This is a genomic window from Rhodococcus sp. 5G237 (assembly GCF_053764735.1).
Map to the genome: position 1 here is coordinate 525,909 of NZ_JBSNCD010000003.1, position 17,509 is coordinate 543,417.

General features: G+C 67.8%; 21 protein-coding genes. 9 read left to right on the forward strand and 12 right to left on the reverse strand.

Annotated elements, in window-relative coordinates; genetic code table 11:
- Positions 1-47 precede the first annotated feature (47 nt).
- From ACWPOC_RS09015 to ACWPOC_RS09030, 4 genes are all read right to left on the reverse strand, one after another.
- On the reverse strand, positions 48-278 hold the full coding sequence (locus ACWPOC_RS09015; protein ID WP_120281803.1) for a S4 domain-containing protein: 231 nt from the start codon (positions 276-278) through the stop codon (positions 48-50).
- A gap of 99 nt (positions 279-377) precedes the next feature.
- Entirely contained in the window at positions 378-575 is a 198-nt protein-coding gene (locus ACWPOC_RS09020) for a hypothetical protein (RefSeq protein WP_026061505.1), read from the reverse strand.
- Positions 576-740: 165 nt separating this feature from the next.
- Positions 741-1,241 (reverse strand): DUF2505 domain-containing protein, encoded by a 501-nt coding sequence (locus tag ACWPOC_RS09025; RefSeq protein ID WP_088896629.1) that lies wholly within the window; start codon positions 1,239-1,241, stop codon positions 741-743.
- 66 nt (positions 1,242-1,307) lie between these two features.
- Complete coding sequence (locus ACWPOC_RS09030) at positions 1,308-1,643, reverse strand: hypothetical protein (RefSeq protein ID WP_120281801.1); 336 nt, start codon at positions 1,641-1,643, stop codon at positions 1,308-1,310.
- 342 nt (positions 1,644-1,985) lie between these two features.
- On the opposite strand from ACWPOC_RS09030, the gene ACWPOC_RS09035 reads away from it, so the two are divergent.
- Both ACWPOC_RS09035 and ACWPOC_RS09040 read left to right on the forward strand, forming a co-directional pair.
- Entirely contained in the window at positions 1,986-2,945 is a 960-nt protein-coding gene (locus ACWPOC_RS09035) for a ferritin-like domain-containing protein (RefSeq protein ID WP_183070661.1), read from the forward strand.
- 128 nt (positions 2,946-3,073) lie between these two features.
- Positions 3,074-3,787, forward strand: coding sequence for a type 1 glutamine amidotransferase domain-containing protein (locus ACWPOC_RS09040; RefSeq protein WP_120281800.1), 714 nt, complete (start codon positions 3,074-3,076; stop codon positions 3,785-3,787).
- Here ACWPOC_RS09040 and ACWPOC_RS09045 read toward each other — a convergent pair.
- Positions 3,777-4,799 (reverse strand): alpha/beta hydrolase, encoded by a 1,023-nt coding sequence (locus tag ACWPOC_RS09045; protein ID WP_455408433.1) that lies wholly within the window; start codon positions 4,797-4,799, stop codon positions 3,777-3,779. The two genes, ACWPOC_RS09040 and ACWPOC_RS09045, sit on opposite strands and share 11 nt — an antisense overlap.
- A 328-nt stretch (positions 4,800-5,127) precedes the next feature.
- Here ACWPOC_RS09045 and ACWPOC_RS09050 point away from each other — a divergent pair, with 328 nt between their 5' ends.
- Complete coding sequence (locus tag ACWPOC_RS09050) at positions 5,128-5,652, forward strand: CarD family transcriptional regulator (RefSeq protein ID WP_120281798.1); 525 nt, start codon at positions 5,128-5,130, stop codon at positions 5,650-5,652.
- A gap of 191 nt (positions 5,653-5,843) precedes the next feature.
- Complete coding sequence (locus ACWPOC_RS09055; RefSeq protein WP_120281797.1) at positions 5,844-7,301, forward strand: benzaldehyde dehydrogenase; 1,458 nt, start codon at positions 5,844-5,846, stop codon at positions 7,299-7,301.
- A gap of 64 nt (positions 7,302-7,365) precedes the next feature.
- On the opposite strand, the gene ACWPOC_RS09060 is transcribed toward ACWPOC_RS09055, so the two are convergent.
- The gene (locus ACWPOC_RS09060; protein ID WP_455408434.1) at positions 7,366-8,343 is read right to left on the reverse strand and encodes an NAD(P)/FAD-dependent oxidoreductase; all 978 of its coding nucleotides are present in this window, start codon (positions 8,341-8,343) and stop codon (positions 7,366-7,368) included.
- Positions 8,340-9,185, reverse strand: coding sequence for a class I SAM-dependent methyltransferase (locus tag ACWPOC_RS09065; RefSeq protein ID WP_258260567.1), 846 nt, complete (start codon positions 9,183-9,185; stop codon positions 8,340-8,342). The genes ACWPOC_RS09060 and ACWPOC_RS09065 overlap by 4 nt, the downstream gene beginning before the upstream one ends.
- Before the next feature lie 48 nt (positions 9,186-9,233).
- Here ACWPOC_RS09065 and ACWPOC_RS09070 point away from each other — a divergent pair, with 48 nt between their 5' ends.
- Positions 9,234-9,818 carry a helix-turn-helix domain-containing protein gene (locus ACWPOC_RS09070; RefSeq protein WP_120281794.1) on the forward strand — a complete coding sequence of 195 codons (585 nt, stop codon included), beginning with the start codon at positions 9,234-9,236 and terminating at the stop codon, positions 9,816-9,818.
- A gap of 18 nt (positions 9,819-9,836) precedes the next feature.
- Here the strand turns inward: ACWPOC_RS09070 and ACWPOC_RS09075 are convergent, their stop codons facing one another.
- From ACWPOC_RS09075 to map, 4 genes are all read right to left on the reverse strand, one after another.
- Positions 9,837-10,325, reverse strand: coding sequence for an FBP domain-containing protein (locus tag ACWPOC_RS09075; RefSeq protein WP_120281793.1), 489 nt, complete (start codon positions 10,323-10,325; stop codon positions 9,837-9,839).
- An 86-nt stretch (positions 10,326-10,411) separates the two neighbouring features.
- Complete coding sequence (gene fmdA, locus ACWPOC_RS09080; protein WP_120281792.1) at positions 10,412-11,665, reverse strand: formamidase; 1,254 nt, start codon at positions 11,663-11,665, stop codon at positions 10,412-10,414.
- A gap of 24 nt (positions 11,666-11,689) precedes the next feature.
- Complete coding sequence (locus ACWPOC_RS09085; protein WP_120281791.1) at positions 11,690-11,986, reverse strand: FmdB family zinc ribbon protein; 297 nt, start codon at positions 11,984-11,986, stop codon at positions 11,690-11,692.
- Between the two features lie 99 nt (positions 11,987-12,085).
- Positions 12,086-12,865, reverse strand: a complete 780-nt coding sequence (gene map, locus ACWPOC_RS09090) for a type I methionyl aminopeptidase (protein ID WP_120281790.1) — start codon at positions 12,863-12,865, stop codon at positions 12,086-12,088.
- Positions 12,866-12,957: 92 nt separating this feature from the next.
- Between map and ACWPOC_RS09095 the strand changes: the two genes are divergently transcribed.
- Together ACWPOC_RS09095 and ACWPOC_RS09100 are read left to right on the forward strand one after the other, a co-directional pair.
- Positions 12,958-13,224, forward strand: coding sequence for a helix-turn-helix domain-containing protein (locus tag ACWPOC_RS09095; RefSeq protein ID WP_060651790.1), 267 nt, complete (start codon positions 12,958-12,960; stop codon positions 13,222-13,224).
- Positions 13,225-13,305: 81 nt separating this feature from the next.
- On the forward strand, positions 13,306-14,217 hold the full coding sequence (locus tag ACWPOC_RS09100) for a hypothetical protein (protein ID WP_147414385.1): 912 nt from the start codon (positions 13,306-13,308) through the stop codon (positions 14,215-14,217).
- 16 nt (positions 14,218-14,233) lie between these two features.
- Here the strand turns inward: ACWPOC_RS09100 and ACWPOC_RS09105 are convergent, their stop codons facing one another.
- Positions 14,234-15,505, reverse strand: a complete 1,272-nt coding sequence (locus tag ACWPOC_RS09105; protein ID WP_159418951.1) for an MFS transporter — start codon at positions 15,503-15,505, stop codon at positions 14,234-14,236.
- Between the two features lie 102 nt (positions 15,506-15,607).
- Here ACWPOC_RS09105 and ACWPOC_RS09110 point away from each other — a divergent pair, with 102 nt between their 5' ends.
- A complete protein-coding gene (locus ACWPOC_RS09110) occupies positions 15,608-16,582 on the forward strand; it encodes a pseudouridine synthase (RefSeq protein ID WP_268655316.1) in 975 nt (324 codons plus the stop codon).
- Positions 16,583-16,656: 74 nt separating this feature from the next.
- A complete protein-coding gene (locus ACWPOC_RS09115; protein WP_230790899.1) occupies positions 16,657-17,445 on the forward strand; it encodes a DUF3159 domain-containing protein in 789 nt (262 codons plus the stop codon).
- The last annotated feature ends 64 nt before the right edge of the window (positions 17,446-17,509 follow it).

Below are 17,509 nucleotides of genomic sequence, written 5' to 3' on the forward strand. Positions count from 1 at the left end.
CGGGTGCTCCGTGCCGCAGGTCGCGAGTGCTCCGTGCGACGGACGAGCTACAGGACGGGACGAACCCCGCCGGGAGAGACGCCGAAGACCGCCATCGATCGCGTACCCGCGATCGAGACGACGTCCCCGGCACGAAGTGGGGTGCGGGGACTGCGGACCCGGCGATGATCGACGCGGACGAGACCTTCCATGAGCAGCGCCGCCGCTTCACCGCCCGAGCCGGCGAGTCCGCTCTCCTGCAGGAAACCGAACAGGGAGTCGCGCACGAGTGCCTCCATGACACCTACGGTCCCCTCCGGAGGCGACGATGCCTCTTCGCACGAGGTCCGTACGGGTGCACATCCGATGAACACACGGCGAACACCGGCAGCCGGGATTCAGGTCTCCGTCGAGATGTCGAACAGCGACAACTGGTTCCTCGTCATCTCGGCGGTGATATCCGCGTGGTAACGCTCCCCCAGATTCTGTGCGACATGGGCAGGGCAACCGAGTTCGCTGCCGATCTGCTCCCAGGTGTATCCGGCCTCGCGGCGTTCCCACGCGTAGCCGCCGTCCTCGTCCCACGGCATCGACATGATCCGATGGTGGCCCGGGTCACACCCCTCTTCAACGACCCGCCCCGGTGTGTCGCCGACCGATCCGTCCGGAACGACGATGCCGCCGCACCTCGGAAGAGGAACGGCGGCATCGGAACAGATGACCCGTCGACCGGGAGCCGATCGATCGGGCGACCCCGCGAGTCAGTTCTCGGTGAGCCACTTGTCGATGTCGGTCCGATCGTTCTGGACGATGTTCTCGACGAGCTGGACGATCAGACCCTCGATCTGCCCGCCGACGACGGGGACCTTGACGGTGGCCTCGCCACGCACCTCGATCTCGGTACCGCCGGCCGCGTTGCCCCGCAGTTCCGAACGGGCCGCGATCGTGATCGGCAGTCCCGACGTGCTGCCGGCGAGCGTTCCCTGCGCCGTACCGCCCTCGAGTCCGCCCCACTCGTCGGTGCGCTCGATGATCAGAGGTCCTCGCACCACGCCCCGGACGACCGCGGGCAGAGCAGAGGTGTCGATCTGGTCGGAGACCTTCGCGCGGAAGGTTCCGGGACCGGAGCCGACCTCGAGCTGCCCCACGCCGGTCTGGCTCGCAGCCAGTCGGCTGTTCCAGAAGTCCTCGCTGGTCAAAGCGCCGTGGACGCGTTCGACGCTGTGGTCGAGCGTGGACGTGAAAACGAATTCCTTGGACATGACCGGAGACGATATCCTCCCGTTCCGATCTGGACGAAACGGGCCTACCGGTGTCGTTCTGCCACGTCAGAGAACAGCGACGAGAGTCGCCGCCGCTCCTCCGACGACACCCGCCAGAGCGAGCCCGGCCGCCACGGATCCTGCGACCACCGCGGCGGCTGCGAATCCACAGACGGCGAGGACGACGAACATCAGCATGCCCGCGATCGGGTGCTCGAGCAGAGCCGGCATCTCCTCCGCCACCGGAGGGTCCACTTCCCTCGACGCCACGTCGGCCGACGGCGGAGCCTCGACGGACCGCGCGTCGATCGTCCGCACCGGAGTCTCGGCCGACTGCGACGGAGCAACCGTCGCCGGAGCGGTGATCACGTCCGTGGGCATGACGGGTGCTGCCGTGGTCATCGTGTCGTCCCCGCTTTCCTTTGTGCTGCTTGCGGCCGTCTCACGGTCGCCGATCACCTGAAGAGTCAGGCGGACCGCGTCTCGTCCCGGCCTCGATCTCTCACGTCAAGGTGTGCTCCGAAGTTTCCCCGCGAGTAACGGGCTCAAACCGAGACCCGTGTGACTCGCGTGCGCCGAGTGGTCACTGCAGCAACGAACCCGACCAGGGAGTGTGTTATGGATCACATAGACGTTAGCAGTTCCGGGGGTCGGGTAGCCGACAGTTGTCACGTCATTTTCTCGATGGATGTGAATTCGTCGGTAGATCACCGACTCTTCCAGTGCGAAGGAGGCGAACGCACGATGACCGAGAATCGAACTCCCGCGTTGCTCACCCAGTTGCGCACTCTCCACGAACTGACCCATGCAGAGACCCAGGTCGCCGAAACGCGTGTCGCGCAGGCCCGAACCGAAGCGGTACGCAAGGAGCTGACCGAGAACGCCGAGAACTGCCGCATCCGTGCGGTGGCGATCGAAGAGGCGATCCGCGATCTGGGCGGACTTCCCGATGTGGTCGGGCCGTTCATCGGCCGCGCCGCCATCATGGTGAAGACCCTCACCGAGCAGGCGCAGCCGTTCGACGAAGCACTGCTGTCCGACCTCGCCCTCGAACATCAGCTCCTCGACCGTGCCCGCTATGTGAAGGCACTGGCCACCGCGGGCGGACACAAGTCGATTGTTTCGCTGGCGGACCGTCTGATCACAGCTCACACGGCGACGGTCGAGTGGCTCACCACCGTCATCGCGGAGGAGGCGCTCGGCGGTCCTGCCGCTCTGCGTCGCACTCCCCTGCAGGCCGCGGCCGGCGCAGCGGTGCGTCTGGTCAACACGCCGGTCACCTGGTCGGCGCGCAGCATCGATCGAGCGATCGACGTCGCCCGCTCGACGCGTCCCCGCATCGAGTCGCTGCTCTCGCGCGGCGCGCACGCCGGTGACGTCGCAGCCAAGACCATCGGTGCCTCGCGCGATGCGGCTCTCGAGACGGCCGAACGCGTGAGCCGTCGTGAAGGTGCCGACGGCACCGCCGACGCTCTGCACAAGGCACGCAGCGCCTCGGGTGTCCTCACCGAGGAGGAGCTGCCGATCCGGAACTACGACGATCTCACCGTCCCGAAGGCCGTGGCGGCGGTCAAGGAACTGACCGAACCTGCGGACATCCGGGTGATCGTCGCCTACGAGGAAGCGCACAAGGCACGACACGGCGTGATCTCCGCGGCCCAGACCCGTCTGGCCGCCATCGCGCAGGAGGTGGTCGGCGTCTGATCCGCCGTACCCACAGTCACATCACACGATCGCCGGGTCCCTCGTGGGCCCGGCGATCGTCGTCACCCCCGTGTCGGTCCCGCTCGCAGCGGGTACGCGACGTCTACGTTCATTCGAAAGGACACACCATGACCCGCATCCTGTTCGTCGTCAGCTCCGCCGATCATTGGACGTTGCAGGACGGCACCCGCCATCCCACGGGCTTCTGGGCGGAGGAACTCGTCGAGCCGTACACCGTCTTCGACGAGGCCGGTTACGACATCACCGTTGCCACTCCGGGCGGCCGCACGCCCGTCGTGGACCAGGCCAGCCTCGAACCCGACGCCGCAGGCGGTGAGGACCGCGTGGCCGAGTTGAAGTCGTCGCTCGAGAAGTTGCAGCCGGTACTCTCCGGTGCAGCGGTGCTCGAGGACCAGCGGGCCGAGGACTTCGACCTGCTGTTCGTGCCCGGTGGCCACGGCCCGATGGAGGATCTCGCCGTCGACGAGCGGTTCGGTGAACTCGTGCGGCACTTCGTCGAGGCCGACAAGGTGGTCGCGATGGTGTGCCACGCCCCGGCGGCCCTGCTTCCCGCCCACGAGTCCGGCGGCCGCTGGCTGTTCGAGGGTTACAGCCTGACGGCGTTCACGAACGTCGAGGAGGTCCAGGCGGGACTGGCCGACAAGGCACCCTGGTTGCTGCAGGACCGTCTCCAGGAGGCGGGCGCGGTCTTCTCGTCCGCGGACGCCTGGGAGCCGCACGTGGTGGTCGACCGCGTCCTGTACACGGGCCAGAACCCGGCCTCCTCGCGGCCGCTCGCCGAACGCGTCGTCGCCGAGATCCCCGCGCGCGCTACGTCGTGACCTTGCGGACGAAATCGATCGTCCGCTCGAGCGCGGCACGCGCATCCGGAGTGGACAGATCGAACTGGTACTCGTGTGCCAGTTCCGGTGTGTGATCGTCCGGATAGAACAACGCATCCACCTGCACACCCAGTCCGGTGAGTCGCTGCGCGAGCCTCTCGGACTGGGTGGCGGTGAGCGGATCGGCGTTGCCACCGGAAATGTAGGTGGCCGGGAAGTTCTCGGTGACCGAGTTCAACACCGACATCTGGCCCGCCGCATCCGAAGTAGCGAATTCCCGGGCGCCGGTGTAGGCCCACATCGCCTGCTCGACGCCCCATCCGATCAGCCCGCCGCTCCCACCGATCGCGGACACGTCGTAGATGCCGCAGTTGAGCACGACACCGCGCACGTTCTCCGGTGTGAACGCCGGGTCGACACCGAGGGTCGCGGCGTAGTCGGGGTCGGTGACCGCCGCGGCGATCTGCGCGGACAGTTGCGCCCCGGCCGAGTCTCCGGCGAGCACGATCCGCTCGGTGTCGATGTGCAGTTCGTCGGCGTGCTCGAGCAGGTAGCGCTGTGCATCGACGAGTTGCCGCACCGGGGTCGGATAGCGGTGGCCCGGTGCGAGCGAGTAGCCGACCGACACCACGGTGAACCCGGCGGCCGCGAGACGCCTGTAGTAGCCCGCGTAGTTGGTGCGATTACCCGACAACCATGCGCCGCCGTGCGTCCACACGATCGTCGGCAGCGCCTCGGTGGTCCCTGGCGGTGTGTACACGTCGAGGTAGGCGTCCGGGTCGTCCTCCCGGTAGTGGAGGTCGGCGACGAAGTCCGTCTCCGGAGCGTCCACCGCGAGCTTCTCGGTCTGCTCCCGCGCGTCGCGTTCGAACACCTTGCGCACCACCAGTGACCCCGGCACGGGGGTGAGGACGAATGCGGCGGCCGTGACCACCACGACGAATGCCAGAACGAGCACGACCCGGGGTCCGATCGGGCGACGAGGCCTGTTCTCGGTGACGTCCTCGGCCAATTGTCACTCCTGCTCTGCGTTCGCACCGGCGCGTCCGGCCCGCCGATCATGTCAAATGTTTCCCCCACGTGTGGCTCGACCGCGGGGCGTCGGCCACCGTCGAGCCCGTGTGACCTACCCCACAGCGGACGTGCGCGCGGGCGACCTGCGATGATGGGACATGTCGCCTCGCGGGTTCCGGCTCGATCATCCGAATGGATGAGCCTTCCCGCGTCCGCATCAGTCCTCGCTCCCGGAGCGTTGCAGTGATGCGACGGTCGTGCGGTTCCGTTCGTGCCCTTACGAATCGGACGACCGGGTGTGACACCCACCGACAGAGAGAAGTCGTATGCAGTTCTCGACCGGACAGATCGTCGTCCATCCCCATCACGGACCCGCCACGGTGTCCGCGATCATCACCCGGACGATCAAGCAGTCGCCCGTGCCGTATCTGCAACTGAAGATTCATCGCTCCGACCTCATGGTCGCCGTGCCGGTGGGGAAGGCCGAGGAGATCGGACTGCGCAACGTCTACGACCCGAGCGAACTCGCAGAACTGTTCGCGATCCTGCACGCCCCCACCGAACACGAAGAACAGACATGGTCGCGACGATTCAAGAGCAACCGGGAGAAGCTGAACGTCGGTGACCTCCACGTCACCGCCGCCGTGGTTCGCGACCTGACTCGTCGCGAACATCTGAAGGGCCTGTCGGCGGGCGAGAAGGGCATGCTGAAGACTGCACACAGTTCCGTCCTCGCCGAACTCTCCCTCGGCATGTCGCTGTCGGACGAGCAGGCGGAAGAGCTGCTCGAGTCGGCGATCCTGTCGTCCGAACCCACCCCCGAAGAGCGTCGGCTCGTCGCTGCCGGCTGACGGCTCTCCCCTCGACACACGACGCGCCACGCGGACCCCGTCCGCGTGGCGCGCTCGTCCGTCAGAACTGTCGCAGGCTTTCTCGTTGAATGAGAAGAGTCGATCCTGCGAGCCGTCATCGCTCCCACACTCGTGGAACACATCGTGTCCCACGCGCGCGGGACGGCGACGACCACGCTGAGGAGAACCCTATGGCCTTGCTCGACGAAGCCCTGTGGACGGGAAAGATCCATCTCGACGGCTGGCGCCCCGGCAACGGTGGCACCACGAAGGTCACCAACCCCTCGACCGGGGAACAGATCGCCGAGATCGGCCTGGCCGACCCCGAGGACGTCTACGCCGCCGCCCGCGCTGCCGCCGCCGCGCAGAAGTCCTGGGCCGCCACCGCGCCGTCCGAGCGTGCGGAGATCCTCCGTCGCGCCGGTGAGAAGTTCCGCGAACACGCCGACGAACTCATCGGCTGGGGTCTCCGCGAGGCCGGATCGATCCCGGACAAGGCCGCCATGGAGGTGTTCGGTTCCGCCACCGAGTGCTTCGAGGCGTCGGCGCTGCCCACCCATCCGCACGGTGAGTACCTGCCGTCGGACAACGGTCACTGGTCCATCGCGCGCCGACTGCCCGCCGGCGTCGTCTCGGTGATCGCGCCGTTCAACTTCCCGTTGCTGCTCGCGATGCGCTCGGTCGCCCCGGCCCTCGCTCTCGGCAATGCGGTGCTGCTCAAGCCGGATCCGCGTACCACCGTCATCGGTGGTGTCGCCGTGGCCCGGATCTTCGAGGAGGCCGGACTGCCCGCCGGTGTGCTGCAGGTGCTGCCCGGTGGTGGTGACGTCGGCGCCGCGACCGTCGATGCTCCCGAGGTGCGGGTGGTGTCGTTCACCGGATCCACCGCCGCCGGACGCCACGTCGGCAAGGCCGGCGCGGAGCATCTCAAGCGCACCCACCTCGAACTCGGCGGCAACAACGCGATGATCGTGCTCCCCGGCGCCGACGTCGATCTCGCTGCCGGTGTCGGCGCGATGGGATCGTTCTTCCACCAGGGCCAGATCTGCATGACCACCGGCCGGCACCTGGTGCACGAGTCCGTCTACGACGACTACGTGCGCGCCCTCGCCGCGAAGGCGGATGCGCTCGTCGTCGGCGATCCCGCGGGCGGCCCCGTGCACCTGGGCCCGATCATCGACGAGCGTCAGCTGGCGAACATCGACACGATCGTGCAGGACACCGTGGCCGCAGGCGGCACTCTCGCTGCCGGCGGCACGCACGAGGGGTTGTTCTACCGGCCCACCGTCCTGACCGATCTGACCACCGAGATGCCCGCCTGGGGCCAGGAGATCTTCGGTCCCGTCGCACCGGTGCTGAAGTTCTCCGACGCGGACGAGGCCGTCGAGCTGGCCAATGCGTCCGAGTACGGCCTGTCGGTGAGCATCGTCGGCGATGTGGGACAGGCGATGAAGATCGCCGACCGGATCCACTCGGGCAAGATCCACATCAACGAGATGACCGTCGCCGACGAGGCCAACGCTCCCTTCGGCGGGGTCGGGGCATCCGGTACCGGTTCCCGCTTCGGCGGTCCGGCCGCGAACATCGAGGCGTTCACCGAGACCCAGTGGGTCACGGTACGTCCCGACATCGCGCCCTATCCGTTCTGACGCAGATCGCGAATCGGCCGGGTGAGCGTGTGCTCGCCCGGCCGTTCTCGTATGTCTGACAAGGCTATTCGGCGAAGGTGAGTCCGCGTGCGGCTCGTTCCTCCACCGCCGCAGCCGTCTCCTCTGCGATCAGATCGGCGTTCACCGCCGCCCCGGTCATCACGCCGGCGCCTGCAGCGACCACGACCACCGCGGAGAGGTCGGCGGAGTTGCCCGCCGCCCACACGCCGGGCAGAGCGGTCTTCCCCGTCGGATCGGTCTCGATGAGGGTGCCCACGGGATGGTCGGTGACCGTTCCGCCGAGCTGCTCGTACAGATCGGCGCGGGCGACGAAACGCGGTGCGACCACCACGGCGTCGGCCTCGATCTCGGTGCCGTCCTCGAGCACCACGGCACGGACCTCCTCGCCGTCCGCTCGCAGTTCCGCGACGGCGCCGTCGACGATCCGCACGTCGCGTGCCTCGAGCTGGTCGCGGGCCTCGGCTTCCAGGGCGGGCGCGGAGTGGGTGAAGAAGGTGACGTCGTCGCTGAGCTGACGGAACAACAGGGTCTGGTGCACGCTCATCGGCCCCGAGGAGATCACGCCGATGCGCCGGTCCCGAACCTCCCAGCCGTGGCAGTACGGGCAGTGCAGGACACTCTTGCCCCACAGTTCGCGGACTCCGGGCAGGTCGGGCAGCTCGTCGACCAGTCCCGTCGCGAGGATCAGCCGACGTGCCTGCACAGTGGTGCCGCCGGAGAGACCGATCTCGAATCCCGTGTCGTTACGACGAGCGGATTCTGCTCGTGCAGAAAGGATCTCGGCGCCGTATCCGGCGGTCTCCTTCCGCCCGAGAGCCAGGAGTTCGGTCGGCGCGATGCCTTCGTGCCCGATCACGTTGTGCGCGGCCACCGCTGGGGCGTTGCGCGGTTCACCGGCATCGACGACGAGCACCGAGCGGCGCGAGCGTGTCAGCGCGGTGGCGGCACTCAGTCCGGCCGGGCCGCCGCCGATCACGACGACGTCGTAACCGTCCTGCGTGGGGTTCTCCTGGGTGTTCATCGGCTCTCCTCCTTGATTGCCTGTGCGATCCACACGGTTCGGGGCCCACGCACCACCAGATCTGCCCGGTGCAGCACCGAATCGGGACCGTCGCCGACGAGCCGATCGAGCGTGTCGAGATCCTCGTCGGACACGGCGTTGCCGAGGCCGGTCCGCATCCGGCTCAGCACCGCGTGGGCGTATCGGCGTGCGGTGTCGTCGACGTCGGCACCGAGTTCGTCGCGGCGCATCTCGACCATCTCGAATCCGGCGCGACGCAGAGTGTCGCTCCAGTCGGGCCACCTGTTCCACCCTCGGGACGCCGCGGCCTCGTGGCATCTCGCTTCGAGTCCCGGCGTACCGATACCGATGTCGTCGGGCAGGAATCGTGGTTGCGACTCCATCTCGGTGACGACCACCGTCCCCCCGGGTGCCATCGCCTCGGCGAGTTGCCGGAGCGTCGCATCCGGATCCTCGATGTGGTGTAGGGACAGTGCCGCCCAGGCGAGGTCGATCGCGCCGACGGCCGGAAGTCCTGCATCGAGGTCGACCTCGACGGTCCGGATCCGATCACCGAACCCGTTGTGCTCGGCGGTCTTCCGGATTCGCTCGAGCATCCCGGCGGACCGGTCGAGAGCGACGAGCTGCGCGTGGGGGAAGCGGCGCGCCAGGGCGAGGGTGCCCGTTCCTGTGCCGGCGCCGATGTCGACGACGGTGCGCGGTTCGCGCTCGAGCTGTCCGGCGACCCGGTCGAGCAACGACTCGAAGTAGGGCCGGTTCATCGCGGCGTCGAGGTCGAGCACCTCGGCCATCGACTCGTCGTGAGCGTGGTCGTGCGGTGCGTGGTGGGCGTGGTGGTGCATGACTCCACGTTAGGACGCGTCATCCAGTTTCGGCATACACTCTTGCCTATGGAGCAAGAAACGTCCGATCTGGACCAACTCATCCGCCAGCGCATCCGCAGCCTGCGGCTCGCGCGGGGGTGGACCCTCGACGCTCTCGCAGCCCGGTGCCACATCAGCCCGTCGAACCTGAGCCGCATCGAGACGGGCCGTCGCAGGATCGCACTCGACCAGCTCGTCCCCATCGCGCGGGCACTCGACACCACGATCGACCAGCTCGTCGAATCCGGCGAGGACCAGGACGTGGTGATCAGACCTCAGCCCTGCGACACCCCGGGGTACACGACCTGGCTGTTGTCGCGGGAACGATCACTGGGCGGCGTCACCATCGCCAAGATGCGGATCACGAAGCAGGAGCCGGTGCCGGCCGGCACACTCCCGGTGCACCCGGGGCACGAATGGTTCACCGTCCTGACCGGCACTGCCCGGCTCCAACTCGGCGAGCGGACGATCCTCATCCAGGAGGGCAACGCCGCCGAGTTCTCGACGATGACGCCACACGCCATCAGCGCGCACGACGGACCGGTGGAGATCCTCACGATCCTCGATCAGAACGGGGAGCGTGCGCACCTGCGCAACCCCGCATCGCCCTGAAAGGACCGGGTTCGCCCGTCAGGCGTACAGGCGATCGACGAACGCCCCGAGATTCTCGCGGACGCGTTCGGCCTTCTCCTCCGGCTCGAGATCCTCGCGGTACCGGCTGCCCAGTGCGGGCTTCCTCTTGCCGCGCGCATACAGCGAGCACTGCAGGTCGATGCACATGTACGTTCCGATCGCGTTGCCCGCTCGACCCGCATCGCCGACCTTGTTCGCCGTCATCAGCGCGATGCCACCCCGGGTGTGGGTGGTGAGGCAGATCGTGCACATCTGCGTCTTGCCCGAGCCCTGCTGTTCGAACCGCATGGCGACACCCACGAGTTCGCCGTCGCGGGGGACGACGATGTAGCCGCGTCCGGGGAACGACGGATCGGTCCAGCCGAGGAAGTCGAGTTCGTCCCACGGCCGGTCGTCGAGATCGCGCGGCACCGGAAGCCGCTTCGCGTCACCCTTGGAGCAGTTGACGAAGGATGTTCGAATGTCCCGTTCGGTGAGCGGGTCCATGGCCGGGACCACCTTTCGTTCGCGTATGTACCGACCCGAGGACGGTACGCGCACCGCTCACACCGGACAAACGATTTTCGCGGCCCTCACGCCGACGAACGCGGCGCGCCGATACCCGGATCGATCGTCACCGGACCGGAAGCGGTGGGCGCGACCGGGAAGTCGAAGATCGCCGTCGGAAGATACACCGTGGCACACGAATTCGGGATGTCCACGACACCCGACAAGCGTCCCTCGATGGGTGCAGCCCCGAGTAGGAGATACGCCTGCTCGGGGCTGTAGCCGAATTTCGTCAGGTAGTCGATGGCGTGCAGACACGCTCGCTGGTACGCCAATTGAGAATCAAGATACCGCTGTTCGCCGTCGAGCGTCACGGACGTGCCGGAGAACGCGAGCCACTCGGAGTACTGCGGGTCGGTGTTGCCCGGCATGAAGATGGCGTTCTCGCTCACCCCGTAGGTCTCCATGCCACCGGGGATCAGGTCGACGCGCAGGTCGATGAACCCGCCCATCTCGATGGCGCCGCAGAAGGTGATCTCGCCGTCACCCTGCGAGAAGTGCAGGTCGCCGACCGACAGATTCGCACCGTCGACGAAGACCGGATAGAAGATCCGGCTTCCCTTCGTGAGGTTCTTGATGTCCTGGTTGCCGCCGTTCTCCCGCGGTGGAGCGGTGCGTGCCGCTTCGGCCGCGACCCGGTCGAAATCGGCGCCCGACAGGCTGCCGAGAATCGCTCCGTTCGGCTCGGGTGGCAGCGCCAGTGCCGGCTCACGGTCGGGATCCGTCGCGATCAGCGCCGCTTCCCGGGTGTTCCACGTCGACAGCAGTTCGTGCGACGGCGCCGTCCCCATCAGGCCGGGGTGCACGATGCCGGTGAACGACACGTGGGGCACGTGGCGGCTCGTCGCCTTCTGCCCGGAGAAGTCCCAGACCGCCTTGTAGGCGTCGGGGAACTGATCCGTGAGGAATCCTCCGCCGTTCGTCTTCGCAAAGATGCCGGTGTACCCCCAACCCTGCCCGGCGAGCGGACCCGAGTCCTCCTGCGGGATCGGGCCGATGTCGAGGATGTCGACGATCAGCAGGTCGCCGGGCTTGGCACCCTCCACCGCGAACGGTCCCGACAACGCGTGCACGATGTGCAGCGGGGCATTGCGGATGTCGTCGGCGGAGTCGTCGTTGTGGATCTCGCCGTCGAACCATTCGCGGCAGTGCACGCGGAAGGAGTCCCCCGGTTTCAGCGTCGCGACGGGCGGGATGTCCGGATGCCAGCGGTTGTGGCCGATCTTCTCCTGATCGGTGAACCGGCGGGTCGAATCGAGGGGGAACACGACGTCGGGCACGGGACCTCCTGCAGCGGTGACGGATCAGGGTCGGGGTAACGATCGGTGCCGGGGATCGGTGGTGACCGGCCGCGCCGGACGTCTCGGCGCACCCGGCAGGGCGCCCGAGACGACGTCGGGTTCGGACGCGGTCCGTGTCGTGGCGTCGTGCAGGCGCATCGCCGCCGAACCGCCTCGGCCGAGACGGGGCGCGGTGAGCGAACGACGAGCCTGCCGAGCGCACTGCGGGCACGGTGTCGACGAGGAGATCTCGCTCATCGGAACGGAGACGTCGAACGGCCCGCAGTCGGCGCATCGGAACTCGTACAGCGGCATCGGCATCGCCTTTCGCCCGTCGGTGCACCGACCATAACGGACCGAACGGAAACCCGCGCGTCTACTCCGAATGTTCCTGTTGTCCGGAACTGTTCGGTGACACCCCTATTCGGTGACACGCTCTCGCTTCGTCAGCACCAGCGGTTCACCCTCGGTGATCGCGATCGTGTGTTCGCTGTGCGCGGTGCGCGAACCGTCGGCGGAGCGGATGGTCCAGCCGTCGGGGTCGTAGACGATCTTGTCCGTCCCCGCCGCGAACCACGGTTCGAGGGCGAGCGTCAGGCCGGGACGCAGCACGAGCCCGCGACCCTTGCGTCCGGCGTTCGCCACGTGCGGATCCTCGTGCATGGTGCGACCGAGGCCATGACCACCGAATTCGGTGTTGACGGGATAGCCGTATTCGGTCGCGACGGCACCGATCGCCGCGGAGATGTCGCCCAGGCGGTTGCCGGGGAGCGCGGCGGCGATACCCGCGGCCAGTGCCACCTCGGTCGCCTCGACGAGACGCCGGTCCTCGGGACGCTCCGCGCCGACGATGATGCTGCGCGCCGAATCGGCGACCCAGCCGTCGATCGAGACGGCGATGTCCATGCTGAGCAGGTCGCCGTCCCGGAGCACGTAGTCGTGCGGGAGCCCGTGCAGCACTGCGTCGTTGACGGAGAGACAGATCACGTTGCGGAACGGCCCGCTCCCGAACGACGGCGCGTAATCCCAGTAGCACGAGACCGCGCCGCGTTCCTCGATCATGTCCCGTGCGCGTTGTTCGAGGTCGAGCAGGTTCACGCCGGGTCGGGCGCGGCCCGTCAGGTCGTCGAGCAACTCGGCGATGAACGTGCCGGTCACGTCCATTGCCGCGAGCTCACCGGGGGTCTTCAGTTCCAACACGGGTGTACTCCTCAGGATCACAAGACGGTATTTAAATACCACCCTAACGCGACGGTCGGTATTTTCATACCGACGCGGTTAGACTGCGGGTCATGGTGCGACTCCCCCTGACCCCGGAACAACTGGCCGCCGGTAAACGCCTGGGCGGGCGGCTGCGCGAAGCCCGAGGCAGCAGGACGCTCACCGAGGTGGCCCGGGCCGCCGACATCTCACCGGAGACCCTTCGGAAGATCGAGACCGGACGACTGGCGACGCCGGCCTTCGCGACGATCGCCGCCCTCGCACGGGTGCTGCCCGTCTCCCTGGACGATCTCGCCGAACTGACCCTTTCCTGCACCGACCTGCAGCGCACCGGATAGCGCCACCCCAGTCGACGTAACAGCGGGAGACATCGGCAGCGATATCAGGAGGCACACCACCGCGACAGCGAAGGGACCCGTATGTCCATGCAGCCTCCGCCGGACGGATACGGCTACGGCTACGGCGCTCCCCCGCCACCCTGGCCTACCCCGACCCCGCCGCGACGACCGAAGTGGCCGTGGCTGGTGGGCGGTGCCCTGCTCGTCGCCGTCGTCGCCGCGGTCGCCACTCTGGTCGTCGTCCTGACCCGCTCGTCCGATCCGGGATCGGAGGGCGCTGTCGCCGCGAGTCCGTCCCCGTCGACCGTGACGGTCACCGTGTCGCCGTCCGCGGCCCCGCCGACGGAGACGGATCCGCCCGCCCCGCGAACACAGGCGAGCCGGTCCGCCCCGAGCGGCTTCCCGACCAACGGCACCCTGAAGGTCGGGGTGGACATCGCTCCCGGTGAATACGCGCTACGCCCGACGGATTCGCTCGGTGGTTACTGGGAGCGGCTGTCGTGCCTGACCGGCGACTTCGAGTGCATCACGGCAAACAGCATCGTGCAGGGCAACAGCTACGTCACCGTGCTTCCGGGCGACGTGGCACTGCGGATCGAGGACCTCGAACTCACGGCGACCGGCAATCCCGCACCCGCGACCGGACCCGCACGTCCGCTACCGCCCGTGTCCGCCTCCGAGGACACCGACCCCCAGGGTTTCGTCGGCATCCCCGAGGCACGGTGCAACCACACGAATCCCGCCGTCGCCATCGGGCAGACGGCCGACTCGCTCGTCGTGGTGTGCGAGACCGGCGCCGGGCGGTACTACTACAAGGGCGTCCGTACGAACGACGGGGCAGCGATCGAGATCGACGATCCCGTGCCCTCGGGCGACGGTTTCACCGCCACGAACGCCGGTGTGCAGTACAGCATCTCGTCGAGTGCTCTCGTCATCTCCGAGGGGTCGACGGTGCTCGCCGAGGAGCCGATGCTGCAGTACTGGTCGCGGTGATCAGCAGTACCGGTGATTACCGGGGTCGCGAGACCGCCTGCCCCGCGCCGCTCCGCCACACCCCGTGCACCCCGCTCGGTCCGATGCCCCGATCGAGGGCGAGCAGCAGGACGGCGCATCCGATTCCCGACAACACCAGGCTGGTGCCGAACAGCGCGGGATAGCCGAAGACGTCTCCGACCACACCGGCGGTGAATCCCGCGATGCCCTGCACGACGACGATCGCGCACGCGAGCAGGGTGTAGTCGCTGCCGGCGTGGTCCCTGTCCGCGGCGTCCATCATGAGCGTGAACACCGCGACCGTCGCGGCACCACCGAGGACATGTTCAGCCAGGCTCGCGGAGACGATGAGCCCGAACCCGCCGTAGCCGAGCGACGCGACGACGTACAGCGCGAGGCTCGCCGTCTGGGTGACGCCGCCGATCAGCAGGGCCTGCCGGCGACCGCGACGGAAGCACAGCCACCCACCGAGTGCGGCGCCGCCGAGGGCGCCTGCCGAGGACAGCACTCCCTTGACCAGCGCGATCTGCCCGAGGGTGAGTCCGGAGTCGGACATGAACGGTCCCACCATCGCCGAACCCATCGAGTCGCCGAACTTGAAACCCCCGATGAGCAGGATGAACGCGAGCATGCCGGGGCGGCGCAGCCGCGCCCACCACGCGACCGTCATGCGGGTCGCGCCTCTCGGTTCCCGATCCGGCGTGGCCGGTCGCTTTGTGCGCGGCAGTCGCCACACCGGGATCGTCGTCAGCACCAGCAGGAACGCCATCGCGAGAAACAGGCTGCGCCAGCCCGCGAGGGAGAACACCCACAGCAGTGCTCCCCCGCCGACGATCATCCCGATGCGGTACGCGCCGACCTGGATGCCGTTCCCCAGCCCGCGTTGTTTCGGTCCGAGCAGTTGCACGGCCAGACCGTCGGTCGCGACGTCCTGCGTGGCCGAGAGGGCGTTGACCACCGCGATGCCGACGAGCAGCCACCGCAGCGTCGACGACAGGTCGAGGCACGCCAGGATCAACGACACCGCCGACGCGGCGAGCTGGAGCGAGAGCAGCCACTGCCGCCGGGTCCCGTAGTGGTCGACGTACGGCGCCCACAGGAACTTCAGCGCCCACGGCGCGAAGAGCACACCCGTCGCGCTGATCGCGATCAACGAGAAGCCGGACTCGCGGAGCACCACCGGAAGCGCCTGCGTGAAGAACCCGTACGGCAGACCCTGCGCGAAGTACAGGGCGGCCAGCAGCGCGAGCGTGCCGGTCGGGATGCCGAGCCGGGCCGGTGCAGTCATGCGGACATGGTGTCAGAACGGTGTGCCCGTGGATCTCGACAAGTCCTGATCGCGCCGTCGCCGATCACCCGAGGCGCAGCTCACGTCGCGGCCGATGGGAGGATGGTGCCCGTGCCGATGCCCTCACCGTTGCCCGTCAGGAACGGGGTCGGGCCCACGCGACTGCGTGTTCCGACCTCCGGTCCGTGGTCGACGGTCGCCGAGTACGTCGTCGCGCGTTTCGACCATCTCGACGCCGACGATCTCTACCGTCGCTTCGACGCCGGCGAGATCGTGGGGATCGACGGAGAACCCATCGGTCGCGGCACCGAACTCGGAGCGCACAGGTTCGTCTGGTACTACCGCGATCTGCCCGTCGAGGAACCGGTGCCGTTCCACGAGGAGATCCTGCATATCGACGACGACCTCGTCGTGGTCGACAAACCGCATTTCCTGCCCACCACCCCGGGTGGGCGCTACCTGCGCGAATCGGCACTGGTCCGACTGCGGACCCGCCTCGACAACCCGGATCTGACACCGATCCACCGGCTCGACCGGGCGACCGCCGGGCTCGTGATGTTCTCGGCCCGGCCCGGGACGCGCGGCGCCTACCAGTCCCTGTTCGAGAAGCGTCGGGTCACCAAGGTGTACGAGGCGGTGTCCGCACTGCCGGCGGAATGGGATCCGGGAGCGCCGGAGATCGCCGGACGTCCGGTCCCCGTGCTGTACCGCAACCACATAGAGGCGCGGCGCGGTGAGTTGCGCGTCGTCGTCGACGACACCCGCGAACCCAACTCGGAGACGCTGATCGAGGTGCTCGGATCCGGGATGAGCAGGTCCGGACGGGCCGTCCTGCACACCCTGCTGCGCCCGCACACGGGTCGGATGCATCAGCTGCGAGTACACCTCGCGGCGCTCGGTATCGGGATCCTCGGCGACCACTGGTATCCCGTGTTGCTGCCCGAGACACCGGACGACCATTCGCTCCCCCTCCAATTGCTCGCGCGCGAACTCGAATTCGTCGACCCCTTGTCGGGGGTCGAGCGTCACTTTTCCACCCGGCGCAGCCTGGCCGAAGCACCGACCACGCAGGACTGAGGGCGCCCGAACGGATCCTGCTCGATCCTCCGAAAACTCCGACATGCCCGGCTTCACGAAATACGCTGGTAGGCATGACCAAGGTCGTCGACGGTTACCTCCGGTCGCCACTGTCGGGCATCGCACCGTGGATCCTCATGTCCGTCCTGTCGGCCCCGGGACGGTTCGAGGAAGCGGTGTGTTTCGCTCTCGGCCTCGTCCTGCTGACGATGTGGGTGGGCGCGCGACGCGGCATCAAGATACACGCCCTCGACGTGTTCGGCGCGGCGTTCTTCGTCGTGCTGGCCGCGGTGGGCCTCATCGCGTCGGACGGTGTCATCGATTGGATGGAGATCTGGGCGGGTGAACTCACCAACATCGCGCTCGCGGTGTTCGTCGTCGCCACCCTGATCGCGCGCAGACCGTTCACACTCCCCTACGCGAAAGAGGACACGCCCCAGGAATACTGGACGTCTCCCCTGTTCATGAAGATCAACTACGTGATCTCCGCGGTCTGGGCCGGTGCGTTCACCTTCTCCGCCATCGTCGGATTCATCGGCGACGCCGTGATGCGCGACCCGGGCAACTTCTGGACCGGTTGGGTGCTTCAGCTCGCGGCGATCTTCTTCGCGGTCTCCTTCACCGAGTTCTATCCGGACTACGCCGGTGCGAAGTTCGCGGCGTCGCAGGGCGAGTCCGAACCCGCCCCGTCGCTCCTGAAGCTGATCGACTGGTTGCCGACGTTCGTGCTGGTCGCGGGGATCTTCGGGTGGGTCACCGACTCGATACCGGACGCGGTCGGGATCGGCATGATCGTCGTCGGCATCATCGGCAGCGCCGTGATCGGCAGACTCTCACCGAAGATCGAGAAGGCCTCCACGTGACGCGGTGCCCTGGCGCCCAGGGGTGCGGATCAGGCCCGATCGATTCGGATCAGCGATGAGCGTT

Excerpts from the sequence above, each read along its gene's own strand:
- ACWPOC_RS09015 (WP_120281803.1), bottom strand. The coding sequence starts at position 278 with ATGGAGGCACTCGTGCGCGACTCCCTGTTCGGTTTCCTGCAGGAGAGC.
- ACWPOC_RS09020 (WP_026061505.1), bottom strand. The coding sequence starts at position 575 with ATGTCGATGCCGTGGGACGAGGACGGCGGCTACGCGTGGGAACGCCGC.
- ACWPOC_RS09025 (WP_088896629.1), bottom strand. The coding sequence starts at position 1,241 with ATGTCCAAGGAATTCGTTTTCACGTCCACGCTCGACCACAGCGTCGAA.
- ACWPOC_RS09030 (WP_120281801.1), bottom strand. The coding sequence starts at position 1,643 with ATGACCACGGCAGCACCCGTCATGCCCACGGACGTGATCACCGCTCCG.
- ACWPOC_RS09035 (WP_183070661.1), top strand. The coding sequence starts at position 1,986 with ATGACCGAGAATCGAACTCCCGCGTTGCTCACCCAGTTGCGCACTCTC.
- ACWPOC_RS09040 (WP_120281800.1), top strand. The coding sequence starts at position 3,074 with ATGACCCGCATCCTGTTCGTCGTCAGCTCCGCCGATCATTGGACGTTG.
- ACWPOC_RS09050 (WP_120281798.1), top strand. The coding sequence starts at position 5,128 with ATGCAGTTCTCGACCGGACAGATCGTCGTCCATCCCCATCACGGACCC.
- ACWPOC_RS09055 (WP_120281797.1), top strand. The coding sequence starts at position 5,844 with ATGGCCTTGCTCGACGAAGCCCTGTGGACGGGAAAGATCCATCTCGAC.
- ACWPOC_RS09060 (WP_455408434.1), bottom strand. The coding sequence starts at position 8,343 with ATGAACACCCAGGAGAACCCCACGCAGGACGGTTACGACGTCGTCGTG.
- ACWPOC_RS09065 (WP_258260567.1), bottom strand. The coding sequence starts at position 9,185 with ATGCACCACCACGCCCACCACGCACCGCACGACCACGCTCACGACGAG.
- ACWPOC_RS09070 (WP_120281794.1), top strand. The coding sequence starts at position 9,234 with ATGGAGCAAGAAACGTCCGATCTGGACCAACTCATCCGCCAGCGCATC.
- ACWPOC_RS09075 (WP_120281793.1), bottom strand. The coding sequence starts at position 10,325 with ATGGACCCGCTCACCGAACGGGACATTCGAACATCCTTCGTCAACTGC.
- ACWPOC_RS09085 (WP_120281791.1), bottom strand. The coding sequence starts at position 11,986 with ATGCCGATGCCGCTGTACGAGTTCCGATGCGCCGACTGCGGGCCGTTC.
- ACWPOC_RS09095 (WP_060651790.1), top strand. The coding sequence starts at position 12,958 with ATGGTGCGACTCCCCCTGACCCCGGAACAACTGGCCGCCGGTAAACGC.
- ACWPOC_RS09100 (WP_147414385.1), top strand. The coding sequence starts at position 13,306 with ATGTCCATGCAGCCTCCGCCGGACGGATACGGCTACGGCTACGGCGCT.
- ACWPOC_RS09105 (WP_159418951.1), bottom strand. The coding sequence starts at position 15,505 with ATGACTGCACCGGCCCGGCTCGGCATCCCGACCGGCACGCTCGCGCTG.
- ACWPOC_RS09110 (WP_268655316.1), top strand. The coding sequence starts at position 15,608 with ATGGTGCCCGTGCCGATGCCCTCACCGTTGCCCGTCAGGAACGGGGTC.
- ACWPOC_RS09115 (WP_230790899.1), top strand. The coding sequence starts at position 16,657 with ATGACCAAGGTCGTCGACGGTTACCTCCGGTCGCCACTGTCGGGCATC.